General features: G+C 39.0%; 22 protein-coding genes. 7 read left to right on the top strand and 15 right to left on the bottom strand.

Features of this window, described 5'->3' with window-relative positions; all coding sequences use genetic code 11:
- Positions 1–69: 69 nt before the first annotated feature.
- From C8P64_RS03895 to C8P64_RS03885, 3 genes are all read right to left on the bottom strand, one after another.
- Entirely contained in the window at positions 70–1026 is a 957-nt protein-coding gene (locus C8P64_RS03895) for a proline iminopeptidase-family hydrolase (RefSeq protein WP_245889654.1), read from the bottom strand.
- 100 nt (positions 1027–1126) lie between these two features.
- A complete protein-coding gene (locus C8P64_RS03890) occupies positions 1127–1657 on the bottom strand; it encodes a hypothetical protein (protein ID WP_108170726.1) in 531 nt (176 codons plus the stop codon).
- A gap of 22 nt (positions 1658–1679) precedes the next feature.
- Positions 1680–2909: an MFS transporter gene (locus tag C8P64_RS03885; RefSeq protein ID WP_108170725.1), complete on the bottom strand. Its 1230-nt coding sequence runs from the start codon at positions 2907–2909 to the stop codon at positions 1680–1682.
- A gap of 245 nt (positions 2910–3154) precedes the next feature.
- On the opposite strand from C8P64_RS03885, the gene C8P64_RS03880 reads away from it, so the two are divergent.
- Positions 3155–3535 carry a hypothetical protein gene (locus C8P64_RS03880; RefSeq protein ID WP_108170724.1) on the top strand — a complete coding sequence of 127 codons (381 nt, stop codon included), beginning with the start codon at positions 3155–3157 and terminating at the stop codon, positions 3533–3535.
- A 117-nt stretch (positions 3536–3652) separates the two neighbouring features.
- On the opposite strand, the gene C8P64_RS03875 is transcribed toward C8P64_RS03880, so the two are convergent.
- From C8P64_RS03875 to C8P64_RS03825, 11 genes are all read right to left on the bottom strand, one after another.
- Complete coding sequence (locus tag C8P64_RS03875) at positions 3653–4231, bottom strand: hypothetical protein (RefSeq protein WP_108170723.1); 579 nt, start codon at positions 4229–4231, stop codon at positions 3653–3655.
- Positions 4232–4330: 99 nt separating this feature from the next.
- Positions 4331–4909: a hypothetical protein gene (locus C8P64_RS03870; RefSeq protein WP_108170722.1), complete on the bottom strand. Its 579-nt coding sequence runs from the start codon at positions 4907–4909 to the stop codon at positions 4331–4333.
- Positions 4910–5061: 152 nt separating this feature from the next.
- A complete protein-coding gene (locus tag C8P64_RS16515) occupies positions 5062–5259 on the bottom strand; it encodes a hypothetical protein (RefSeq protein ID WP_108170721.1) in 198 nt (65 codons plus the stop codon).
- A 49-nt stretch (positions 5260–5308) separates the two neighbouring features.
- A complete protein-coding gene (locus tag C8P64_RS03860; protein ID WP_108170720.1) occupies positions 5309–5605 on the bottom strand; it encodes a Bor family protein in 297 nt (98 codons plus the stop codon).
- Between the two features lie 380 nt (positions 5606–5985).
- A complete protein-coding gene (locus C8P64_RS03855; RefSeq protein WP_108170719.1) occupies positions 5986–6306 on the bottom strand; it encodes a hypothetical protein in 321 nt (106 codons plus the stop codon).
- A gap of 44 nt (positions 6307–6350) precedes the next feature.
- On the bottom strand, positions 6351–7169 hold the full coding sequence (locus C8P64_RS03850) for a hypothetical protein (RefSeq protein ID WP_108170718.1): 819 nt from the start codon (positions 7167–7169) through the stop codon (positions 6351–6353).
- A gap of 116 nt (positions 7170–7285) precedes the next feature.
- The gene (locus tag C8P64_RS03845; protein ID WP_108170717.1) at positions 7286–7636 is read right to left on the bottom strand and encodes a hypothetical protein; all 351 of its coding nucleotides are present in this window, start codon (positions 7634–7636) and stop codon (positions 7286–7288) included.
- 104 nt (positions 7637–7740) lie between these two features.
- A complete protein-coding gene (locus tag C8P64_RS03840; protein WP_146167174.1) occupies positions 7741–8301 on the bottom strand; it encodes a hypothetical protein in 561 nt (186 codons plus the stop codon).
- A gap of 74 nt (positions 8302–8375) precedes the next feature.
- On the bottom strand, positions 8376–8924 hold the full coding sequence (locus C8P64_RS03835; protein WP_108170715.1) for a hypothetical protein: 549 nt from the start codon (positions 8922–8924) through the stop codon (positions 8376–8378).
- A 166-nt stretch (positions 8925–9090) separates the two neighbouring features.
- Positions 9091–10839 carry an ATP-binding protein gene (locus C8P64_RS03830; protein WP_108171271.1) on the bottom strand — a complete coding sequence of 583 codons (1749 nt, stop codon included), beginning with the start codon at positions 10837–10839 and terminating at the stop codon, positions 9091–9093.
- A gap of 8 nt (positions 10840–10847) precedes the next feature.
- Positions 10848–11879 carry an SIR2 family protein gene (locus C8P64_RS03825; RefSeq protein ID WP_108170714.1) on the bottom strand — a complete coding sequence of 344 codons (1032 nt, stop codon included), beginning with the start codon at positions 11877–11879 and terminating at the stop codon, positions 10848–10850.
- 432 nt (positions 11880–12311) lie between these two features.
- Between C8P64_RS03825 and C8P64_RS03820 the strand changes: the two genes are divergently transcribed.
- The gene (locus C8P64_RS03820; protein ID WP_108170713.1) at positions 12312–13247 is read left to right on the top strand and encodes a ribose-phosphate pyrophosphokinase; all 936 of its coding nucleotides are present in this window, start codon (positions 12312–12314) and stop codon (positions 13245–13247) included.
- 254 nt (positions 13248–13501) lie between these two features.
- Here C8P64_RS03820 and C8P64_RS03815 read toward each other — a convergent pair whose 3' ends face one another.
- Positions 13502–15124, bottom strand: a complete 1623-nt coding sequence (locus tag C8P64_RS03815) for a Ppx/GppA phosphatase family protein (protein WP_108170712.1) — start codon at positions 15122–15124, stop codon at positions 13502–13504.
- Positions 15125–16061: 937 nt separating this feature from the next.
- Here C8P64_RS03815 and C8P64_RS03810 point away from each other — a divergent pair.
- The 5 genes from C8P64_RS03810 (at position 16062) to serS (ending at position 21076) form a co-directional block, all read left to right on the top strand.
- A complete protein-coding gene (locus tag C8P64_RS03810) occupies positions 16062–16718 on the top strand; it encodes a 50S ribosomal protein L25/general stress protein Ctc (RefSeq protein WP_108170711.1) in 657 nt (218 codons plus the stop codon).
- Between the two features lie 135 nt (positions 16719–16853).
- Positions 16854–17480, top strand: a complete 627-nt coding sequence (gene pth / locus C8P64_RS03805; protein WP_108170710.1) for an aminoacyl-tRNA hydrolase — start codon at positions 16854–16856, stop codon at positions 17478–17480.
- A 6-nt stretch (positions 17481–17486) separates the two neighbouring features.
- Positions 17487–18422, top strand: a complete 936-nt coding sequence (locus tag C8P64_RS03800; RefSeq protein ID WP_108170709.1) for a bifunctional riboflavin kinase/FAD synthetase — start codon at positions 17487–17489, stop codon at positions 18420–18422.
- Positions 18415–19737, top strand: a complete 1323-nt coding sequence (locus tag C8P64_RS03795) for an HTTM domain-containing protein (RefSeq protein WP_108170708.1) — start codon at positions 18415–18417, stop codon at positions 19735–19737. The genes C8P64_RS03800 and C8P64_RS03795 overlap by 8 nt, the downstream gene beginning before the upstream one ends.
- Before the next feature lie 67 nt (positions 19738–19804).
- Positions 19805–21076 (top strand): serine--tRNA ligase, encoded by a 1272-nt coding sequence (serS, locus tag C8P64_RS03790; RefSeq protein ID WP_108170707.1) that lies wholly within the window; start codon positions 19805–19807, stop codon positions 21074–21076.
- Positions 21077–21120 lie beyond the last annotated feature (44 nt).

Raw genomic sequence — 21120 nt, 5'->3', positions numbered from 1 at the left:
ATAGATAAGTTAATTATTTTTTCTGAAATGTTCAGCGTTTAATTTGAACAGTAGGTAGATAAATACCTGTTATTCAATTTCATCGAGGAAATTTCTAACAGCCTCGATCGCTTCTTCCGGATTATCGTTCAGGGTAGCGTGGCCGGAATTGCTGATTTCTTTAAACCGGGAACCGGGCACCAGGCTTTGATAATATTTTACCGTTTCAGGTCTGGCTTCGTCATATTCGCCGGTAATAAATAACACGGGAACTTCAACCTTAGAAAGTTCATCTATGCGGTCATAATTTAAAAGAGTTCCGGTAGCAGTGAATTCGCTGGGACCCCACATATATTCATACACGTTGGTTCCAAAATATTTTGAGGCGGTATCCACAACTTCTGCCGGTCTTTCCTTTCTTCTTAAGAATTTGCTGTAGAAAAGATCTACAGCATCTTTGTATTCCTGGTTGCTGAAGGTCTTATTCTTTTCGTTGGTCCTGATGATCTTCTGAATGGAATCTGGCAGGGTCTTTACCAGTTCATTGGCATCCTGTATCCAGCGTTTGGTGCTGAAATACGGACTACTGAAAATGATCCCTTCTACATGTTCCGGATATTTCAGATAGTATTCCAGGCTAAGTGCAGTTCCCCAGGATTGCCCGTAGAGATACACTTTCTCCAGGTCAAGATACTTTCTAACCTGCTCCACTTCTTCAATATATCTTTCCACGGTCATCAGGGTGGTATCGGTGATCCTGTCTGATCTTCCGCTGCCTAACTGATCGTAAAAAATAACCGGCCATTCATCGCTGATCTCCTTCAGGGGTTCCTGCCCGTAACTGGAAGAGCCGGGACCGCCGTGAAGAATGAGCACGGGAGTTTTATCTGAATCTCCATTGATGCGGTACCATACCTTGCCGCCTTCAACTTCTATCAAACCTTCAGCAGGGATTTCTTTTTTCTGGTTGCAGGAGGAGATCATAAGGATTAGTATAAAAAGGCTGGTTACGCCAAAAAGATTGAAAAGTAAAGTTCTTATTTTCATATTAGTTCAGGCTAGGGTTCTTTGAATTACCTTATTGAAGGTATAAAAATTAAACGGATGGAAATTTACAATTTGAGATCGCTGAGGTGTTTATTAAAGATCAGGCTGAATGTTGCACTACTTTTTCGATCCTTAGAATATTTTCTAAATTCTGCCCGAAATCCAACATGGTCAAGGCAAATTTAGGCCTGCTGATGATCTCGTACTTAAAATTATCTCCTTCGGGCTTAAAGGTAATATCGATCCTGTCTCCCCAGGATTTTCCTGAAAAACCGGTTTTTACCCGTATATGATTATTTTCATGATCATGTTTTACCCTGTTGAAATTCGGGATATTCTTTAAATTTTCAGAAAGTTGCGCTGGCTGCGTGGAAGACAGAATTTCCTCAGATTGCTGCGGTTCCAAATTGAAGTCTTTTTTGCCACTTCTTTTGGCCAGATCCCTAAGGCTGTATAAATGAAAAGAGACCACGGCCAGGGACATGCCCAGTCCGAAAATCACGAAATTTATAAAGAAATCATACCAGCTTGTCTTTCTATCGATGGCCAGGTCCAAAAGAATTCTTAATACCGCGTACATAAGGCCGGTGATAAAAAAGTATTTAATATAAAGGAGCAGTTTCTTTCCCATTTCCTGTTTTACTTTTTTAAAGTTATAGATCTAGTTTAGCTTTTTTTCTCAGCGAGGGCATTCTGAACTGTATCACCAGGGCAGATAAAATGGTAATTGCCCCTATAGAAAGTACAGAATATTCTATCCCGAACATATCGGCAATAATCCCAGATAATATTGCGCCTACCGCGTAACCCAGGTCCCGCCATAACCTGAAAACACCAATGCTTTCAGCTCTTTGTCTTGGTGGGGTGGCATCGGCAATGGCCGATAAGAAAGTTGGATACACGAGGGCGGTTCCAAGCCCCAGGAAGGTGGAGATGGTAGCCAGTTGGTAGAATTCGGTGAAATAGGGAATGAGTAAAATGGCGATCCCCTGTAATAACATCCCCAGGAACAGCAGGGCTTTTTTGGGATAAATATCGGCCATCCTCCCGGTGAAAAGCTGGCCTATTCCCCATACCGCGGGATAGATCGCCGCGATGATACCTATGTTCTTGGCGTCATAATTAAAAGACAGCAGGAGTATAGGCAGCAGTCCCCAGATCATCCCGTCATTCAGGTTGTTCACCAATCCTGCCTGGGTAATCGAGCTCAGGGTCTTATTCTTAAAGGTCGTTTCCACAAAAACATTGCTGAGTTCCACTGTTTTTACAGATCCCTCTTCTTTCTGAACAAAAACACGGGTGTCTTTCACTAAAAAGACAGATAGCAAAAGCCCAAGTATTGAAATACCGATACCTAAATAGAAGGGGTAGGGCGTAACGCCGTAATTCTGCGCGATAAATCCAGTTAACAGCGCGACCATACCCACGGCAAAATATCCCGCAAATTCATTGATGCCCATAGCCATCCCGCGGTCCTTCTCTCCAACCAGGTCTATTTTCATTACCACCGTGCTGCTCCAGGCCAGACCCTGGTTAATTCCCAGCAGTATGTTCGCGAAAACCACCCAGTTCCAGGAAGGAGCGTAGATAAGGATAAAGGGGATAGGCAAGGCAAAGATCCAACCCAGTACGAGGAGGTTCTTCCGGCCAAACTTATTGGCAAGTTTTCCTGTAAAGTAATTGGTCAGCGCTTTGGTGATCCCAAAGGCGACAATAAAAGAAAGTATCGCTGTGGTGGAGGCAATGCCGAATTCGGTCTCGGCGAATTTCGGGAAGATGGTCCTTTCCAGGCCCACCATACCTCCCACAAAGGCATTTACAATTACTAATATGCTGAACTGTTGCCAGTTTTCTTTCAGGCCAAGTTTTATTTTTTCAGTCATTAGGCATTTTTTCCCGGGCGGGGAAGTTAATTATTTTCCGCAAAACAAACTTGTGCATCCTCAGCTCATCTTGCTCTGCCATGCTAGTTTGCCGGGCTAAATTATTTGTACTTATAAGTGATTGTATATGAGAATTTTAGATTAATTTAGGAAGTGTTTAATTATTGAAAACAGACACTACATTTTTTACAAGCTTTGTTTAAAAAGCCTGACCAAAAAAGATCTTTCAACTTAAATTCCTAATCATGAAAAAAATCACGTACCTGATCGTTTTGTCCCTTGCCCTTATGTTAACTGGCTCTTGTAGCAGTGATGACGATGCTGGCAGCGATGTTAATGATTCTGCCTTAGTAGGTTCCTGGGGCGCAACAGAATCTGAAGATGGTGCAACCCTGCAGGTGACCGTAACTTTCAATGCCAACCAATCTGGAAGAAGTGTTATCGTTACGACCTTTGGTGGCGAAACCGAAACTGAAACGGAAAATTTCAGCTGGAGTACCAATGGAAATAAGCTTACGGTAGAAAGCAGTTCCGAAGGTACCGAGGTGCTTACCTATTCCATTTCGGGCAACCGTCTCACACTTACAGATTCAGATGGTTTTTCTACCGTGCTCACAAAGCTCTAGGTTACCTCAGAGTATAAACGCATTTTTTATTTAAGGTCAGCAATTTGCATTGCTGACCTTAATTTTTCATTGAATCCACTTTGCGATTATTGGATATGCTTGACAGTATCCATAGGTTTATTCCAGTTTTAAATAGGAGCCATCTGCAAATTCTATGATTTCTATTCCTCTTCCGCTGGAGGAATATACGATGGTTCTTATCTTTTCATTTGCGGCATTACTAAAGACAAGAACATTGCTGAACTGATACACATTAATTAAAGTGTCTTTCAAAGCATCCTGCAAATTATTCGTTGGAGGATCATAACCTTCAAGATCGAATACTTCGGTAGCACTATTATCTCCACTTTCTACATATTTTAAACCGAATGAAACTCCATTATCGCCTGAAGACATACCTAATTGAATGGAGAATTCAGGATCCTGAAAATTGATGAAATTGCTTAAAGTTTCATGTTCTGAATATTGACAGCTTTCCGGTCCGGGTTTGTCTTTTATGATCTTTATTTCCCTCGGTTGTGTATTTGCTAGAATTCTTTCCCCGGAATCGTTGCGGTAATTAAGGGTCGTATATTCCTGAAATGGAACGATGGATCTTGCGAATTCATCTAATTGATAGGAGCCGGTTAGATCTTCTTCACAGCAGCCTGAAAGGAATATTAAAATTATAAGTAGTGAAGCATTTTTAAATTTCATCGAGGTAGATTACCAATTTATTTTTTCTGTAAAAACTCTTTTCGAACAACCTTGAATTTCTTGTTATTAAATTGAATCATCCTTTATTGACTGACTAATCTAGTCTAAAACCGGATCTTTCACCGATCTTTTATAGTAGTTTTCTATTTCAGTAATTAACTCTAGGATCTCGGGATAATAGTGTGAATCAGGACTACGAACATCTATGTCTTCGTAATATATAAGCTTACTTTCCAGGGATAATCTCAGGGTATATCCATCCAGGCCAATATTTTTATCTGGATTCGTTTCCACGTTTCTTTTTAGATCACTCCAGTTTTTAACAAAATCATCGACCTTATGTCTTATTGAGTCTTCTGGTTTTACAATTACGGTATCGGTCTTATAGGTGTTATACTTGTCAAGTAGCTGCGCAAAATGCTTTTTAGATCGAGCATTCCATACATTCTTTTTCATCACGTTATTTACCTCGATGCTGTCTTTTGTACTTAATTTATCAGTGGAAATTCTTTTACCCACGATTAAGAAAGTTGCATCATGGGATTTTGAGTATTCCATTTTATAATCCTTCAGCATTCCCATTACAAGTAGCTGTAGATCATAGGATTCTATGTTTTGAGAATAACTGCTTCCCGCAAAAATTATAAGGAAATAAAATAAGAAAGCACTTTTCTTCATTTTTCAATACTTGTAAATATTACAATTCACGGTTCGGAGTAAAAAAGCCTCTTGAAATGAAGATTGGCTTTAGGGAGTTGGTTTATTTGAAAACGAATTTACTTCTATTTTCTAAAACCTTGTTTTCTGAAAAAGTGACTTTTATTTCAGAGTTAAGATCTGGTCGAAAAAATGCTTTTTCGAGTAAAAAATATTACCGTAAGTAAGATCATTAATAGAATAACCTTACCGGTTAAATATCCAAAACCATAATCTGTTAGCCTCTCCAGATCAACGATAAGGATCTTTATAATGTGATATCCCAATATTAAAGAAAGGAATAACGAAATGTAAAAAAATGACTTTTTCATCTTGTGGTGATATTAAAAGGTTAGGCAGGTAGCCTAACCTTTTTTTGTTCTATTTTGTTACTGTTGTGGTAGTTGGTGAATACAGGCCAAATGTTAGGGCTGAAACTAATCCATTCACAAAAGACTGTCTGGTGTGAACTGTATAGTTTTCAGCATCTCCAGCCATTTCCTTTGAATCTGAAACTCCAACTGGTGCTAATCCATAAACAACATAATGGTTCCATTTAGTTGTTTCGTTATTTCCCTGAGCTCCTTCTCCAACTACGCTGGTATAAGAATAACAAGAGGTCAACAACATTGATGACGCAAATAAAATGGTCATCATCTTAACTGATTTTTTAATCATTTTGATTGGTTTGATTGAAATTAAACATATATAATACTCATTTTGAGTCTAAAGCTAAGGTCTCATTCTAATTATGATAGATGAGTTTTACTTCGAAGAATTATAATGGCTTCTGAAGTATCTTTTTAATACTGAAATATTTTATTCTATTTAGTCTTTATACTGCATGATACCCGGTAGGGCAGAGTATTTATACAGTTTAGCCAGAATCAAAACTAAGAAAAAATCCATACCCTTTTAAGAAAATCACGAATCGATATTAAATAATTTCGTTCTGAAGAATTTTTTCATTCGGTCTAATGTTGGTAACGGTCTCGGCTATTGCTATTTGTCTGAATAGGTGACTTTATACCGAAACTTTGGCTCAAGCCGGGCAATTCCTAATAACTTTCTGGAAACTCTTGCGGTTCCTGGATCACGTATTTCTGTTCCCACCTTTTTTCGATCAGTTTATAAAGTGAATAGGTACTAAATATACCTAAGGGTAGGGACAGCAGGCTAAAAGCAAGTTCATTTAGATTTTCAAGGAAAACAGGTGCCAGAATTTCCAAGATCACAGCGATGATCAATCCAAAAAATATAATTCCAAAGTAATAGGTAGCAATTCCTAAAATTGCAAATCCCCAACGACTCCTGTTATATTTCTCGGCTAATTTGTAATAATACTTACCTATCCAATAGAGTAAAACTAATCCTAACATATAACTGATTTAAGTATTTGTAGCTAGTGCTTATTTTAAAAGCTTTAATCCCATTTTTCTATTAAAGAATCTTTATTAACATAGAAGGCAATTCTGATCCTGTATTTTACCGGCTTTTGGATTTTGGGATGATAATACAGCTCCCATTTTTCTATTTTCCTCGTTATTTCTAAAGCCTTTTTTTCTACTTCTGAAGTCGGTTCTCTGTTTACATTTTCTAATAGGTTCATTCCAAAGATCGTATCGGTCTCCGCGAACACTACCTTTTTATTAGGACTGAGGTTTGCTTTTTCAAGATTTCCCTGCCTGTCAATATCTACCCAGAGCGACGCGTATTTTTTTGAAGATCTAATTTTTTCTTTCTGGTAAAGTCTAATGATGGAATCCATGTTGGTTATTGGTTCGGATCTAAATGCGTTATAACGAAAATCGGTAAGATCTAAATTATTTCCATTATCCAGAACCCTTTGATGAGACAGCGATATTTCTGTTTCGTCCAGGGGAGTGCTATTGGAACAGAAATAGTGAAACCTTAACTGGCCATCTATTTTCTTTGCATATACTACCCATTCCTCTCCTACATCAGCAGAAAAGTAACAGGACGAATAAAGACCAGTGACCTCGGCTTCTGAATTAAACTGAAATTCTAATTGCTTTGGGTTATCCCCATTCTTATAATGCTTGCTTATATCAAATGTTATGGTTTTAGTAAGAGAATCTGAGGCGTAAACCTTTTTTATTACTTTCCCCCTGAACACATAATCAGATTCATAGAATTCGATGGCTGGTTTTGGAGTATCACAACTACAGGCAAGAGCTTTGATGGAAAATAAAAATATGGATGCAAAAAATAGTGTTCTCATTAAATGGGATAAGGGTTTCTGTAATTGCCGGTTTACAGGATAATGTGAGTCGTTCCATAACTTTGGTTCCGACTTAAAAATGCTTTTTGTAACAGGCCTTGCTGACCTTAATTTTTCTATATCTCGTGGAGTTTTTTGAGAATGTTTTCTGCACGTTCTACCATGGAACCTAGCTCAGAAGTTTTACCAGATAGGGTGATGCTCCATTCTTCGATATCGGTGCTTCCTAACTCTAATTTTTCATTGAATCCAATTTGCAGGTTTATGATATCATCGGGATCGTTGCCTTCAAAAATATCATAAATGGATTCCCATTTAAATTCACTCAATTCTTCATAACTGTCGGTTTCAATTTTCAAATGACATACAGAAGAATCAGCTTCATATTGAACGGATTTCTCAGTCTGGGCAAAACAACTGAAACTCAAAAAGCATAAGATGCCGAAGGCAAGGTTTTTTAAATTCATAATAAAAGGTGTTGGTTTAAAATGGCTTGGTTTGTTGCTTAATTTAATAATTTTATTTCTAACGGTGTGGGTTATTAAAGAATTCCTATGTTGATAACCGTATTCTATTTTAATTCCTGCTCTTTATACCGTTCGATCGCTTTTAAATAATCCAAGGCCCCCTGCATACTTAGGTCATGGATAAAACCATTTAATTGCGGTTGGTTATGCTTTACCCAGGATACCAGGGAGTCTACCTTTCTTTCCCAAATCTTCCAATCTGCATTATGGCAATCTAAATTCTCGATCCTTCTTATTTTGCCTGCCTTGAAGTAGAATTTACGATCACAGATCATAGGGCTATTTTCCAGGAATTCTAATTTCAGGGATGCAACTTCTGTAGTAACTAAAACCTGATCATCCTTATTTTTCAGTTTAAGTATTTTATAGGCTGGCTTAAATACAGAATCCCATTTATAGTGTTCATAAAAACTCTCACTGGTGTATTGCATTACATAATCACCCTCGGTGATGGTAAGGCTGTCTGCGATGACTTCCTTAATGCTGCTATAATTAGAATTTTTAAACCCATCGAAAAATGTTTCTACCAGCTGAGCTTTCGAATTTCTTTGGACCGCACAACTGCTTAACAATATTGCAATAAGTAGAATTGAAATTTTCTTCATGCGGTTTTATTTCCTTGATATTTCTTTCTTAAGTTTCCGCTTATTGGTGATGAACCGTTTTTAGCTATAGTATTTTATTCTATGCTAAATTCTTCAGAAATTTCATATATAAGCCGTCTGAATAACTCGTAATTTTCGTTATCTGGAGCATGGATATGATATGAATAATCAACTCCATTTTTATTTTTTATCGTGACTTCAACTTGAATAGCATCGAGAACAACTCTATTTTTATTCCTTTTAATTTCAGAAATGATATCTTCTTTTGATTGAATTATTGAGTCGCTAATTTTTATAATTGGATGATTTACTGAGTAATTAAAACATTCTTTTGTAAAGATTTTTGAATTATCGTATAAATTCATTAATTCCTTAATATCAGATGCTTTACGATCTTTTTTATTTCGCAATTCTTCTATTTTCTCCTTATCAGCCTTGCTAAACTTTTCCTTGCCAGTATATTCTGAAAAACAGATTTTGGTATTTTGACTATTTCTATGAATATCGATAATATATTCAAATTCAGGCATATTTCCACTCACCTTCGCAATTAACTGGTAATCATTTTGAGCAACACAATTTATGCTTGTCAACAGGAATAAAATGAAAAAGATCTTGTACATATTTTACGTCATGTTAATATTTAAGGCAACGGTCTTGTATAACAATCAGTTGCGGATTGGTTAAAAATTAAGATAGCTAAAATTACCGACTTTTATGCTTGCGCGGTTGTGTCAGCAGGACACAAAGCCGCAATTGTTGTTATACGGTGTTGTGCTTTCGTACTTTTTATTTCGATTGCTTTCTTAGTCCCATTACTGCACTTGGAAGATCTTGTTCAGCTTTTTCATTGCTCCATTCTTTCCAAAAGTCAATTGTTGCACTTTGAGGTTTAATAGTTGGCTCATCTATTAAAATTCTTGTCGGTAAAAGAGATGAGTCTCCAACGACTAGAGCCTCTCCAATATCTAAAATCGGTAATACATCTGTTAGGCCAGAAAGATTATCTGGTAATAATCTTTTTATAACTGATTGGTCTTCTGCATTTGATAGCCTTAGCGATATGAAATTATTACATTGACTAAGAACTGTTCTGTTAACTTCTGCTGGTCTTTGACTTATGACCGTTAGACTAACTCCATACTTTCTTCCTTCTTTCGCAATTCTTTCAAAATTCTTTAATCCAAGTTCTGATGCTGAATCTTGACTTGTTCTTTCAGGAATGTATAAATGAGCTTCGTCACACAATAAGCAAATGGGGTGTCTTTTATCATTTTCAGTCCATTGTTGAACTGTAAAAACAATTCTTGCCACCAATCCAATAACAAGAGGTAAAACATCTGAAGGAACTTCTGAAAAATCAATAACTTTTACACCTGATTTTTGGTCATTTTGTTTAGAACCTTGCATTAAAGAGTTACATAAACTATTCATCCAGTCAATATCTAATTCGTCATTTGATATTTGAAATAAGAATCCAAGTCTTTTATCTTGACTTTTAGCTTCTAACCTTTGTACAAATCTTGTTAATTTTCCATTGAATGGGCCTGCCTTATCTTGACCTGCTCTTGCTCCGGGAACACGTTCTTCATCAAGATTTTTTAATTTGCTTATTACATTTTCAATTTTATATGGTATTGGACTGTCAATAGTTATAGAATCTTTAAATGTGGTGTCTCCAATTGAGTCTAAAAAAGCTAGTTTTTCTTCAAAGACTATTTTAGAAAAAAGCATTGCTTGATTAGGTGCATTACTGTCACTTCTATCAAGTAGCATTGCTAACATTTCTTCGTAAGTCAAAAGCCAATAAGGAAGCATTAAAACACTATTTTGAAGATTTCCATTTTTCCCTAAGTCAGAAGGATTAGCCACCCTTAAATGTTTTATTCCATCTGTTTTAAAATCTTCTCCACTATATTCTCCGTGAATATCAAAAAGAATGGAATTTGCCATTGGAAGTTTTGCTATTTGTTCAACCAACTTTGCTACACACCACGATTTTCCAGAACCAGTACTACCTACAATTACAGCGTGTCTTTGAAAAAGTTTGTCTCCATCTAAATAAGCGTCCGCATTTTCATCAATTGAGTATTTACCTAGTGAAAGAGGAATGTCATAATTTTCCTTCGATGATATTGTGCGCATAAACTTTGTGATATTTTCTCCGTCAATTGGAAAACAGTTTGCTTCAATTTCGGGAACTGTATCTAAAGTTCTTTTGAATACATTTTCTTTCTGTCCGTGCTTGTCTATTAAAGTACCAATTAGGTTAACTTTTAAGATGTTTTCTGTTAGCAAAAAATTGTTCAAACCTAAATCATCAGAAACTGGGCTCTCGTCATCTGATACTTTTCGTGTGATTCGATTAATAATGCCAATTAGATGTTGTCCAGCTTTTGAACTTTTTATAGCAATCAAATGATTTACCTGTAGTTTTCGAAGCTTTTCAAGTTCTTTAACTTTTACGATTAGAGTAGAAGTGTCAACACTAAAAACTGTACCGATTTTTGTAGATTCTTCAAATTGAAATATAGCCATAGTTTTATTTATGAAATGATTAATTTTATATATTCTCCTAATTCCCAATAACTAGCATCTTCAATTATAAATTCTCCAAATTTAGAAGAATAAATTTTGGTGTCTTTAGAATTAGCTTCTTCGATAAGTAAGTACTTTTGGCATTTATTATCGATGATCGATTGTTTAGTTTTTTCAGTAAGCTCTTTTGTTATTACAATAATTGGCTTATTGTTTTTTATTTGTTCAATTAATTTTGGTTGAACGTGAGTGTCATTAAAACCATAACCAATACATAAAAATCCATTTGCATTATCAATTTCTGAGTCTGCTTGAGTAAAAATTGTCCTATATGGTTCATTATGTGTCTCTGAATATTTACTTAAGCCAGGTGTTACAATTAAAGGCCGATAGTCTTTTGGAATACTCTGTCTTAATGGAAGTTGAATATTTTCTTCTTCTTTAGATTTAAACCAGTCTAATGAACCGTGAACTTTCCATACGTTTACTTGTCCTTTGTATCCATTTAAAGATGCTAAATTGTTAGATTGAATGTTGTTTGAAAAGTGTCCAATATGACTTTGTGCATATCCGTTACATACAATAGCTTTGGCAAGACTAGTGGCATATTCCGCAAGTCTATCATAATTCGTTGTTATAACAGAAACTTTTTTACCTGCTGTGTCTAAAAAGTATTTTAATAATTCGGCTAAGGGAAATTCAATTTCTTTATTGATAAATTTCTCGTACGCTTTTAAATCTGATTCATTTACTAGCTGCCAAGTTTTATCAACGATTTCAGCAAGTACATTGGTTCTTAATTGAAGTTTTGTAAGAGTGGTTTCTAAATCGCCAGTTTTGTCAAATTCGTCTTTAAATTTTGCAAATTGAGCTTGGTCATCAGAATCTAAAAAACTTATTGAACTTTTCAAGAAATCTCCCAAAGTCCACATTGAAGGAAGATTGAAAGGAACAGATGCTCCGCTACCAAGAACAATTAGAGGAATATTATTTGTCCAAGTTTGTAATTGTTTTAAAACAGCTTCTTTTTCTTTCTTCATTCATTCATTTTTTTTATTCTTAGTGTTTTCAGTATGAAGCACAACTCCTTATATCTTCTCAAAACTATTCTTATATAGTAATTAGGGATAGGAGTTGCTTCCATGCTAAATTAAAACTTTAACATCTTTGGCACGGTTAAGACTGTAAAATCTTATTAACAAGAAAGTCCTTACAACGGGCGGTTTTCAACAAAATATTTCAGATACTGTTTTCAAATAGGTAGGTGGAGTGAGGGATGCGAGAGATCTATTACTTGCAAGATGAGAATTTGGACTAATAATCATTGTTGGTAATCAAATGATCTCAGGTTCAGAATTGCTCCGGCTCAAAAAATTAATTGCAATAGTCCTGAAACGAAAAGCTTTTTTCCATCATTAAATTTTTAAATTTGCATGCAACATTAACAAAACACTCTACAAACAACACACAACATGCCTGCAACAGAAGCTAAGATCTTTAATTGTACACAAAGTCGCGAACTGGCCGAGAAGATCGCCAAACACTACGGTTCGAAACTTGGGAACGTGATCACCTCTACCTATAGCGATGGTGAATTTCAGCCATCATTTGAAGAATCGGTGCGTGGATCGCGCGTTTTTATCATTGGTTCTACTCACCCGGGTGCAGATCACCTTATGGAAATGCTTCTAATGCTGGATGCTGCAAAAAGAGCTTCGGCAAGACATATCACGGCTGTGATGCCTTATTTTGGATGGGCCAGACAGGATCGTAAAGACAAACCTCGTGTGCCTATCGCCGCGAAAATGATCGCCAGTATCCTGGAAACTGCCGGTGCTACAAGAATCATTACCATGGACCTGCATGCAGACCAGATCCAGGGATTCTTCGAAAAACCAGTAGATCACCTGTACGCGAGTACGGTATTCCTACCTTACCTGAGAAAACTTGGTCTTGATAACCTAACTATCGCCTCTCCAGATATGGGTGGTTCTAAAAGAGCTTATGCCTATTCCAAGGCTTTAGAGAGCGACGTGGTGATCTGTTACAAGCAGAGAGCAAAGGCCAACGTGATCTCGCATATGGAACTAATTGGTGATGTTACCGGGAAGAACGTGGTGCTGGTAGATGATATGGTAGATACCGCCGGGACGCTTACCAAAGCGGCAGACGTAATGATGGAGCGCGGTGCATTGAGCGTCCGTGCCATCTGTACTCACCCTGTACTTTCAGGAGAGGCCTATGAGCGTATCGAGGAGTCTAAACTTCAGGAATTGATCGTTACAGATTCCATTCCGCTAAGAAAGGAAAGCAAAAAAATAAAAGTGGTAAGCTGTGCTGAACTTTTCGCCGATGTGATGAAAAGTGTTCAGGATAACGAGTCTATCAGCTCGAAGTTTATCATGTAATTTCAACAGTCGGGATTTCTGAATGTCACACTGAGCTTGTCGAAGTGTGCTTTTAATCGATCCCGTTGATTGAAAAGAGATTGCGTCACTGCGTTCGCAAAGACGCCACTAAGTTACTGTCTCTGCGAGCAACGCGAAGCAGTCTCATGTTGAGATCCTGAAACTCCCGATGCTTCGGGACAGAATAACGTAAGCAGGATTTGATTAAAAAAATAATTAAAAGTGGGTAATTGTTAATTGCCAATTGCTAATTGTCAATTGATCAAAGTATTCTTATTGCCGGTAGAAGACTGGGTGCGCTCCAGATCATTCATGTTCACAGCGTATATTTCCAGTTTTTTACCGGTCACTTTTTGAAATAGCTTTGATTTCCTTTCGGCGCCCCAGACCTCGAGTTCGGGATCTCCCATCGTGGTGAGATAAAGGTTCACGATATCTTCGCGGTTGTCTATTTCCAGTTTCTGAACATTCTGGTAATGACTACGGTCCAGTCCGTCGGCCACACGCAATAATGCGGAAAGCCTTTTTACCTTTTTCCGAAGCGGTTTTTCCATCTTTTTATAGAATTCATGTCGCTTTTTTGGAGTGGACCTTCGATGATAACGGGCCACATTGGCCATGATATTTATTTCATCTTCGTTAAAACCCCGCAGGTCTGAATGCCTTATGATATAAAGCGCGTGTTTATGATGTTTCCTGTAGGAGATATAATAGCCGATATCATGCATCCAGGTCGCGTATTCCAGTAACTCACGGTCTGCTTCTTCCAGTTTCAGCTCATCCCTGAATTCATCGAACAGCTGCAGCGCCATGCCGGCCACATGCGTGGAATGGGCTTCCAGCCAGTTGCATTTACGCAGCAGTTCAAAAATGCTCTTTTTACGCGGATCGGGAAAGTTCTCAACCAGGTGCAGGTGCGGTCTTTCCTGGTTCAGGAAATTAAGGATCATCCCGTCGCGCAGGGCAGCTTCAGATATTTTGATATTTTCAATATTGAATTTCTTGATGAGGTATTTCACCAGCACCATCCCCGGGTTGATGATATCTATGCGTTTCTCATCCAGTTCGCTGATCTTCTTACGCTCCTTACGGTTGAGTTTGATAAAATCCTTGTAGAGATCTTTAAAATCTGAAGCCTGGAATTCCAGTTCGTTCAGGGTCATGTCTGCGGTGAGGGAAGTCCTGCTAGCCACCATGGCACCTATATTTTCCATGGTCCCGGAAGAACCTATCATGGTGGTCACTCCATGTTCCTTGATCACATCGGCGATCTCCTTAAGCGTTTTCTTATAATGTTTTTTTAGCGCCTTGATCTCCTCTTTGGTGATAGGATCGTTCTTTACAAATTTAGCCGACATCCTGGCGACGCCCAGTTTCAGGCTGTTGTGGTATAGGAACTCTTCGTTATTGCCCACGATGAACTCCACGCTACCGCCTCCAATATCTACCATTAGTACCATTTCCTTATCCAGCGAAATACTGTGGCGAATGGCGTAACCTATAAGTTCAGCTTCCTTTTGGCCTGGGATCGCCCGGGCCTTGATGCCTACTTCATCTATCATGCGCTGGGTGAAATCCCCGCCATTTTTTGCTTCCCGAATGGCTGAGGTGGCAAAGGCGATGATCTCTTCCACCTGCTGGGAATCGCATAGCACTTTTATTCGTTGCAGTGCATCCAGACCACGTTGCATGGCCTCCTCACTCAGGTAATTGTCCACTCCTTTTTCCGCAAGAATGACCATTTCCTTGAGCTTATCTATGGTTCTAAAACTACCATCGGGATAAATATCCACCAGCACCGCGTGGAAAGAGTTGGTGCCAAGGTCTATGGCGGCTATACGTTTGGTGGGAGTTCCATTGTCTTGCGAGTTTTCCATTTCTGAATGCTTCAGGTTCCTGCGTTACTATCAACCGTTCAATTTACAGAAATTTGATGGCAATGACTTATAAGGCTTTGTGAAAAAAAGAGGGTTTTTAGTAGGGAGTATTGAGTATTGAGAAGGGAGTGTGGAGAAGTGTGATTCTAAACCGGAATGTCACACTGAGCACAGTCGAATTGTGTTTGTTAATTGATGAGATTTCTCCCTACGGTCGAAATGACAAAAAGAAAGTTTAAAAACGTCCTCAGTTTCGACTTCGGGACCCGTAGGTGAAAGAAGCGTTAAGAAAGAATTGCTGTTTGACCGGAGGGAGTTCAATTCTTTTAGCTTCCGAGCCGTAACGGGTGAACAAGAAAATGAAGACTAGATTTTTTGTTTCTTTTTCAGCAATGGAAAAAGAAAAGAGAAAGAATGCTAATTGACAAGAAGAATTTATTACTGAACATGAGATTGCTTCACTGCGTTCGCAAAGACGGTACTAATTGATTGTCTCTGCGAGCAACGCGAAGCAGTCTCATGATGAGATCCTGAAACAACTTCCTGGTATTTCAGCAATACGATTGCCACACTGAGCTTGTCGAAGTGTGCATAAAATTGATCACTGTTAATTGAAGAGATTTCTCCCTACGGTCGAAATCACAAGAAAATATCGGAATGAACCATCCTTCGACTGCGCTCAGGATGACAGATTCAATAGAAATAGAAAATAAATAATGGATAAATATCTCAGTACGTTTATTCGATTCAATTACAAAACATTAAGCTTCAGTGTTTAACTATACATGCAAACATCACCCATCTCCTAAACTTTTTCAGCTTCAGGGTTTTAAAGATTCAGAAAAAGACTTACTTTTGCAGCCTAAAATTTTTAAACAAATGAAGGCGGTTCACGAAGAACTTGACAACATTTGTTCAATTAAATTAAGTAATTCAAATGAAATCAATTACGATCAACGGATCTAAAAGAGAAAGCGTAGGCAAGAAGGCAACGAAAGCACTACGTAATGCTGGACAGGTTCCTTGCGTATTGTACGGGGTAGAAGGTGATCCACTACACTTTGCAGCAGAGGAAATCGCATTTAAAGATTTAGTGTATACTCCAGATGTACACACAGTAAAAATCAAATTGAAAAGTGGTGAGTCTTACGACGCTATCCTACAGGACATTCAATTTCACCCTGTAAGTGACGCTATCCTACACATGGATTTCTACCAGATATTTGATGATAAACCAATTACTATGGAAATCCCAATTCACACTGAAGGTGTGGCAAGAGGGGTTAAGAACGGTGGTGTATTAAGATACAACCTTCGTCGTCTTAAAGTAAGAGGTTTACCTGGAGATCTTCCAGATTACATCGTAGCTAACGTGACTAAACTTAAAATTGGTCAGAAGCTATATGTAACTGGTGTAGACAGTAAAGACTACGTGATCCAGCATCCAGATAACACAGTAATTTGCCAGGTTAGAACTTCTCGTAACATCGTTGCTCTTGATGATGATGAAGACGAAGATGAAGTTGCAGCAGATGAGGTACCAGCTACTGAAACTGATGACGTGGCAGCAGTAAAAGAGGGAGAAGATAACTAGTATCCTTTTTTGAATACCTAATAAAAAGCATTCCGTTTCGGGATGCTTTTTTGTTTAAATGAAATTTATACCCGCTTTTGGATTTTCTGATTTAAAAAGTATCTGATTAATTTTATCTTTACCAAAACTAATTGGATGCTTTCATTCTTCGGAAGGATTTTAGGAAAGAAAAAAACCGGGGAGAAAATCGATCCCATGAAGAAATTTTTGATCGTTGGCCTTGGGAATATTGGCCCTAAATATGAAAATACCAGGCATAATATAGGATTCAAGATCCTGGATGAACTTGCCCGTGAAAAAGAAGTGGCTTTTGAAACCCAGAAATTGGGTGACGTGGCCAGCTTCAAATATAAAGGCCGCACCTTCGTTCTGCTTAAGCCAAGTACTTATATGAACCTTAGCGGAAAAGCGGTTAATTACTGGATGCAGAAGGAAAAGATCAACCTGGAAAACCTACTGGTGGTTACAGATGATCTCAATCTTCCCTTTGGGACCTTAAGATTAAAGACCAAAGGCAGCGATGGGGGACATAACGGACTCAAAGACATCCAGGCCCAGTTGAATACCACGAAATATAACCGGTTTAGATTCGGCATTAGCGATGAGTTCTCCAAGGGGAGCCAGGTAGATTATGTGCTTGGGGAATGGGATGAGCAGGAAGAGAAGAAATTACCCGAACGTTTAAAGACTTCGGCAGAATTGATACAATCTTTTGGAACCGCCGGAGTTTCCAATACAATGAATACTTTTAACGGTAAATAGCAGAATTTGAAAGAATATAAAGGAGCAAACTCATTCCTAAGCGAACGGCAAACGGTGGTGACCATTGGTACTTTTGACGGAGTTCATGTGGGACATCGCAAGATCATAGAGCGACTGGTGAATTCTGCCCACGCGAACAATCTTGATTCTGTCGTGCTAACATTTTTTCCTCACCCAAGAATGGTGCTGCAAAAGGAAAGCGGCATTCAGCTCATCAATACCATCGAGGAAAGAAAGCGTTTACTGGAAGAGACCGGGATAGATCACCTGGTGGTGCATCCTTTTACCCAGCAATTTTCACGGCTTACGGCATTAGAATTTGTGCGTGATATCCTGGTGAATAAGCTAAAAGCTAAAAAGATCATTATTGGCTACGACCATAGGTTTGGACGTAACCGTACGGCAGATATCAACGACCTAAGGCAATTCGGGAAAGAATTTGGTTTCGAGGTAGAAGAGATCAGTCAGCAGGATGTAGAGCAGGTAGCGGTGAGTTCTACCAAGATCAGGAATGCACTTTTAGAAGGCCGTGTGGAACGTGCTAATCTATATTTACAACATCCTTTTACCCTTAACGGGACTATCGTAAAAGGTCGCGGAATAGGCAAAGACCTGGGATTTCCCACGGCTAACCTGGAAATTGAAGAAGATTATAAGCTTATCCCGAAAAACGGGGTTTACGTGGTTAGTGCCAATATCGACGGAGATAGAGTTTTTGGGATGATGAATATTGGGACCAATCCTACGGTAGGTGGCAAGGAAAAGACCATCGAAGCCAATTTCTTTGAACTGGATAAAGATCTTTACGGAAAGCAACTGGAGATCGAAATGCTGGTGAGGATCAGGGACGAGAAGAAATTCGATTCGGTAGACGACCTTAAGATCGCTATGAAGCAGGACCGCGCCTTTTCACTGCAATACATAAAAGATAACTATGCTTAACAGGTGGTTGTTCAAACAGGTCGATAATTCAGCACTTGTAGTATTCCGTGCATTATTTGGTTTGTTGATCGCCATCGAGGCATTTGGCGCCATTGCCACCGGTTGGGTAAGGCGAACGCTGATAGAACCCAATTTCACCTTTAATTTCATTGGCTTTGAATTCCTGCAGCCATTACCCGGCAACGGGATGATCTGGTACTATGCCATTATGGGCATCTTCGGGGTTTTCGTGATGGTTGGATTCAAATACCGGCTTTCTATGATTGCTTATGCCATCATGTGGGCGGGGGTTTACCTCATGCAAAAATCCTCTTATAACAATCATTATTACCTTTTAATGTTGTTATGTTTTGTGATGTGTTTCTTGCCGGCAAACCGCTGGTTCTCCCTGGATGCTAAGATCAAACCTGCCATTAGTAAGATATCCATGCCGCGTTGGGTCTGGGTCTTTATAGTATTACAACTCTGGATCGTTTATACCTATGCCTCGGTTGCTAAATTATACCCGGCCTGGCTGGATGGCAGTTTCCCGGCGATCTTAATGCGATCCAAGCAGGATTACTGGCTGGTTGGTGAATTCCTGCAGCAGGGCTGGATACGCTATGCCATCGCCTATTTCGGGTTGCTTTTCGATCTTTTGATCATTCCATTGTTATTATGGAAACCCACGAGGTTGCCTGTTTTCCTGGCAGCTATATTCTTTCATCTTTTCAATAGTTTTATTTTCCATATTGGCATATTTCCTTACATGTCCCTTGCCTTCTGTATTTTCTTTTTTCCTACAGAAACCATCAACAGGATCTTCCTGCGGAATAAGAAGAAGCACTATGATGGCGATGAGGTCATCGTGCCTCCTTACCGAAATTTTTTAATTGGAGCCATGTCGGTCTGGTTCGTGATCCAGGTAAGCCTGCCTTTGAGGCACTGGTTCTTTAAGGATGATGTGCTCTGGACGGAAGAAGGTCACAGGTTAAGCTGGCGTATGATGCTTCGCGGAAAGAGCGGCAGGGTAGCTTTTAAGGTAGTTGAAAAAGGAACCAGCGATACGATCTACGTGGACAAGAAAGATTATTTATCCCGGAAACAATTGCGGGCGATTACCTCCAAGCCAGACCTTATCTGGCAGTTTGCCCAGCGCCTGGAAGAGGAATACGCTGAAAAGGGTAAACAGGTCGAGGTTTATGTAGAAGGGAAAGTAAGCGTGAACGGCGGGCCCTATAAACCGCTCATAGATCCAAAAGTAGACCTGGCTGCAGAGAAATGGCAGCATTTTAAGCATCACGACTGGATTTTACCTTCAGATTCGGAGCAATAATCTTACCTGCTTTTGTTACATTTGCAGCTCGTAAAAGTATAAACGGCAAATTAAATTAAACCGCCTCATGTTACAGGTTTCAAAGATTGCAGAGCATAAAGAAGAGTATATCAAAGCCCTTAAAAAAAGGAATTTTGATGCTTCAGATATTTTCGAACAGGTTTTAACCCTCGACGAGACCAGAAGGTCTACCCAGGCGAGCCTTGATGATATTCTTGCGAGTTCCAACAAAATGTCCAAAGAGATCGGGCTCTTGTTTAAAAACGGAGAGCACGAAAAAGCGAATATCTTAAAGGAAAAGACCAGCCGTTTAAAGGAGGAATCCAAGGAGCTTTCAGAGAAACTAACCGCTACGGTTGCCGACCTTCAGAATTTGCTATATACCATTCCTAATATCCCTCATGAGTCTGTTCCTGCCGGGAAAAGCGAAGAGGATAACGAAGAAGTTTATAAAGAAGGAGATATTCCTGTGCTGGCAGAAGGTTCTATGCCACACTGGGAACTGGCGAAGAAATACGATATCATAGATTTTGAACTTGGGAACAAGATCACCGGGGCCGGATTCCCGGTTTATAAAGGAAAAGGAGCGAGGCTTCAACGCGCGCTTATCACCTGGTTCCTGGATAAAGCTACCGAAGCTGGTTATACCGAATATCAGTTGCCATTAATGGTGAATGAAGCTTCAGGTTTTGGAACAGGGCAATTGCCAGATAAGGAAGGGCAGATGTACCATGTGACCGAAGATGATCTTTACCTGATCCCAACGGCCGAGGTTCCTGTGACCAATATGTTCCGTGATAATCTGATGAACGAGAAGGATTTCCCTGTACTTTGTACTGGGTATACTCCATGTTTCCGTCGTGAAGCCGGTTCTTATGGAGCTCATGTTCGCGGACTTAACCGTTTACATCAATTTGATAAAGTGGAGATCGTAAGACTGGAAACTCCCGAGAATTCTTATGCTGCCCTGGATAACATGGTTGAGCATGTAAAAGGTCTTCTAAAAGAATTGAAATTGCCTTATAGAATTCTTCGTCTTTGCGGTGGAGATCTTGGGTTTACTTCAGCTTTGACCTTCGATTTTGAGGTTTTCTCTACGGCCCAGGATCGCTGGCTGGAAATAAGTTCGGTTTCTAACTTTGAGAATTTCCAGGCGAACAGGCTGAAATTGAGATATAAGAATAAAGAAAATAAAAAGGAACTGGCGCATACTCTTAACGGAAGTGCTCTTGCTTTGCCAAGAGTTCTGGCCGGGATCCTTGAAAACTATCAAACCGAAGAGGGTATTAAGATCCCTGAAGTGCTCGTACCTTACTGTGGTTTCGACATTATAGATTAATTTCTCTATCATATTATAAAACAGCGCAAATGTTTATATTTACA

Source organism: Christiangramia gaetbulicola (assembly GCF_003054225.1).
Classification (GTDB): Bacteria; Bacteroidota; Bacteroidia; order Flavobacteriales; family Flavobacteriaceae; genus Christiangramia; species Christiangramia gaetbulicola.
This window is presented reverse-complemented; position numbering and strand designations above follow the sequence as displayed.

What these genes read in the sequence shown, in the direction of transcription:
- C8P64_RS03845 (WP_108170717.1), bottom strand. Translation starts at nt 7,636, where the DNA reads ATGAATTTAAAAAACCTTGCCTTCGGCATCTTATGCTTTTTGAGTTTC.
- C8P64_RS03795 (WP_108170708.1), top strand. Translation starts at nt 18,415, where the DNA reads ATGCTTAACAGGTGGTTGTTCAAACAGGTCGATAATTCAGCACTTGTA.
- C8P64_RS03840 (WP_146167174.1), bottom strand. Translation starts at nt 8,301, where the DNA reads ATGAAGAAAATTTCAATTCTACTTATTGCAATATTGTTAAGCAGTTGT.
- C8P64_RS03855 (WP_108170719.1), bottom strand. Translation starts at nt 6,306, where the DNA reads ATGTTAGGATTAGTTTTACTCTATTGGATAGGTAAGTATTATTACAAA.
- C8P64_RS03850 (WP_108170718.1), bottom strand. Translation starts at nt 7,169, where the DNA reads ATGAGAACACTATTTTTTGCATCCATATTTTTATTTTCCATCAAAGCT.
- C8P64_RS16515 (WP_108170721.1), bottom strand. Translation starts at nt 5,259, where the DNA reads ATGAAAAAGTCATTTTTTTACATTTCGTTATTCCTTTCTTTAATATTG.
- pth (WP_108170710.1), top strand. Translation starts at nt 16,854, where the DNA reads ATGCTTTCATTCTTCGGAAGGATTTTAGGAAAGAAAAAAACCGGGGAG.
- C8P64_RS03815 (WP_108170712.1), bottom strand. Translation starts at nt 15,124, where the DNA reads ATGGAAAACTCGCAAGACAATGGAACTCCCACCAAACGTATAGCCGCC.
- C8P64_RS03885 (WP_108170725.1), bottom strand. Translation starts at nt 2,909, where the DNA reads ATGACTGAAAAAATAAAACTTGGCCTGAAAGAAAACTGGCAACAGTTC.
- C8P64_RS03890 (WP_108170726.1), bottom strand. Translation starts at nt 1,657, where the DNA reads ATGGGAAAGAAACTGCTCCTTTATATTAAATACTTTTTTATCACCGGC.
- C8P64_RS03830 (WP_108171271.1), bottom strand. Translation starts at nt 10,839, where the DNA reads ATGGCTATATTTCAATTTGAAGAATCTACAAAAATCGGTACAGTTTTT.
- C8P64_RS03875 (WP_108170723.1), bottom strand. Translation starts at nt 4,231, where the DNA reads ATGAAATTTAAAAATGCTTCACTACTTATAATTTTAATATTCCTTTCA.
- C8P64_RS03835 (WP_108170715.1), bottom strand. Translation starts at nt 8,924, where the DNA reads ATGTACAAGATCTTTTTCATTTTATTCCTGTTGACAAGCATAAATTGT.
- C8P64_RS03810 (WP_108170711.1), top strand. Translation starts at nt 16,062, where the DNA reads ATGAAATCAATTACGATCAACGGATCTAAAAGAGAAAGCGTAGGCAAG.
- serS (WP_108170707.1), top strand. Translation starts at nt 19,805, where the DNA reads ATGTTACAGGTTTCAAAGATTGCAGAGCATAAAGAAGAGTATATCAAA.
- C8P64_RS03870 (WP_108170722.1), bottom strand. Translation starts at nt 4,909, where the DNA reads ATGAAGAAAAGTGCTTTCTTATTTTATTTCCTTATAATTTTTGCGGGA.
- C8P64_RS03895 (WP_245889654.1), bottom strand. Translation starts at nt 1,026, where the DNA reads ATGAAAATAAGAACTTTACTTTTCAATCTTTTTGGCGTAACCAGCCTT.
- C8P64_RS03880 (WP_108170724.1), top strand. Translation starts at nt 3,155, where the DNA reads ATGAAAAAAATCACGTACCTGATCGTTTTGTCCCTTGCCCTTATGTTA.
- C8P64_RS03860 (WP_108170720.1), bottom strand. Translation starts at nt 5,605, where the DNA reads ATGATTAAAAAATCAGTTAAGATGATGACCATTTTATTTGCGTCATCA.
- C8P64_RS03825 (WP_108170714.1), bottom strand. Translation starts at nt 11,879, where the DNA reads ATGAAGAAAGAAAAAGAAGCTGTTTTAAAACAATTACAAACTTGGACA.
- C8P64_RS03820 (WP_108170713.1), top strand. Translation starts at nt 12,312, where the DNA reads ATGCCTGCAACAGAAGCTAAGATCTTTAATTGTACACAAAGTCGCGAA.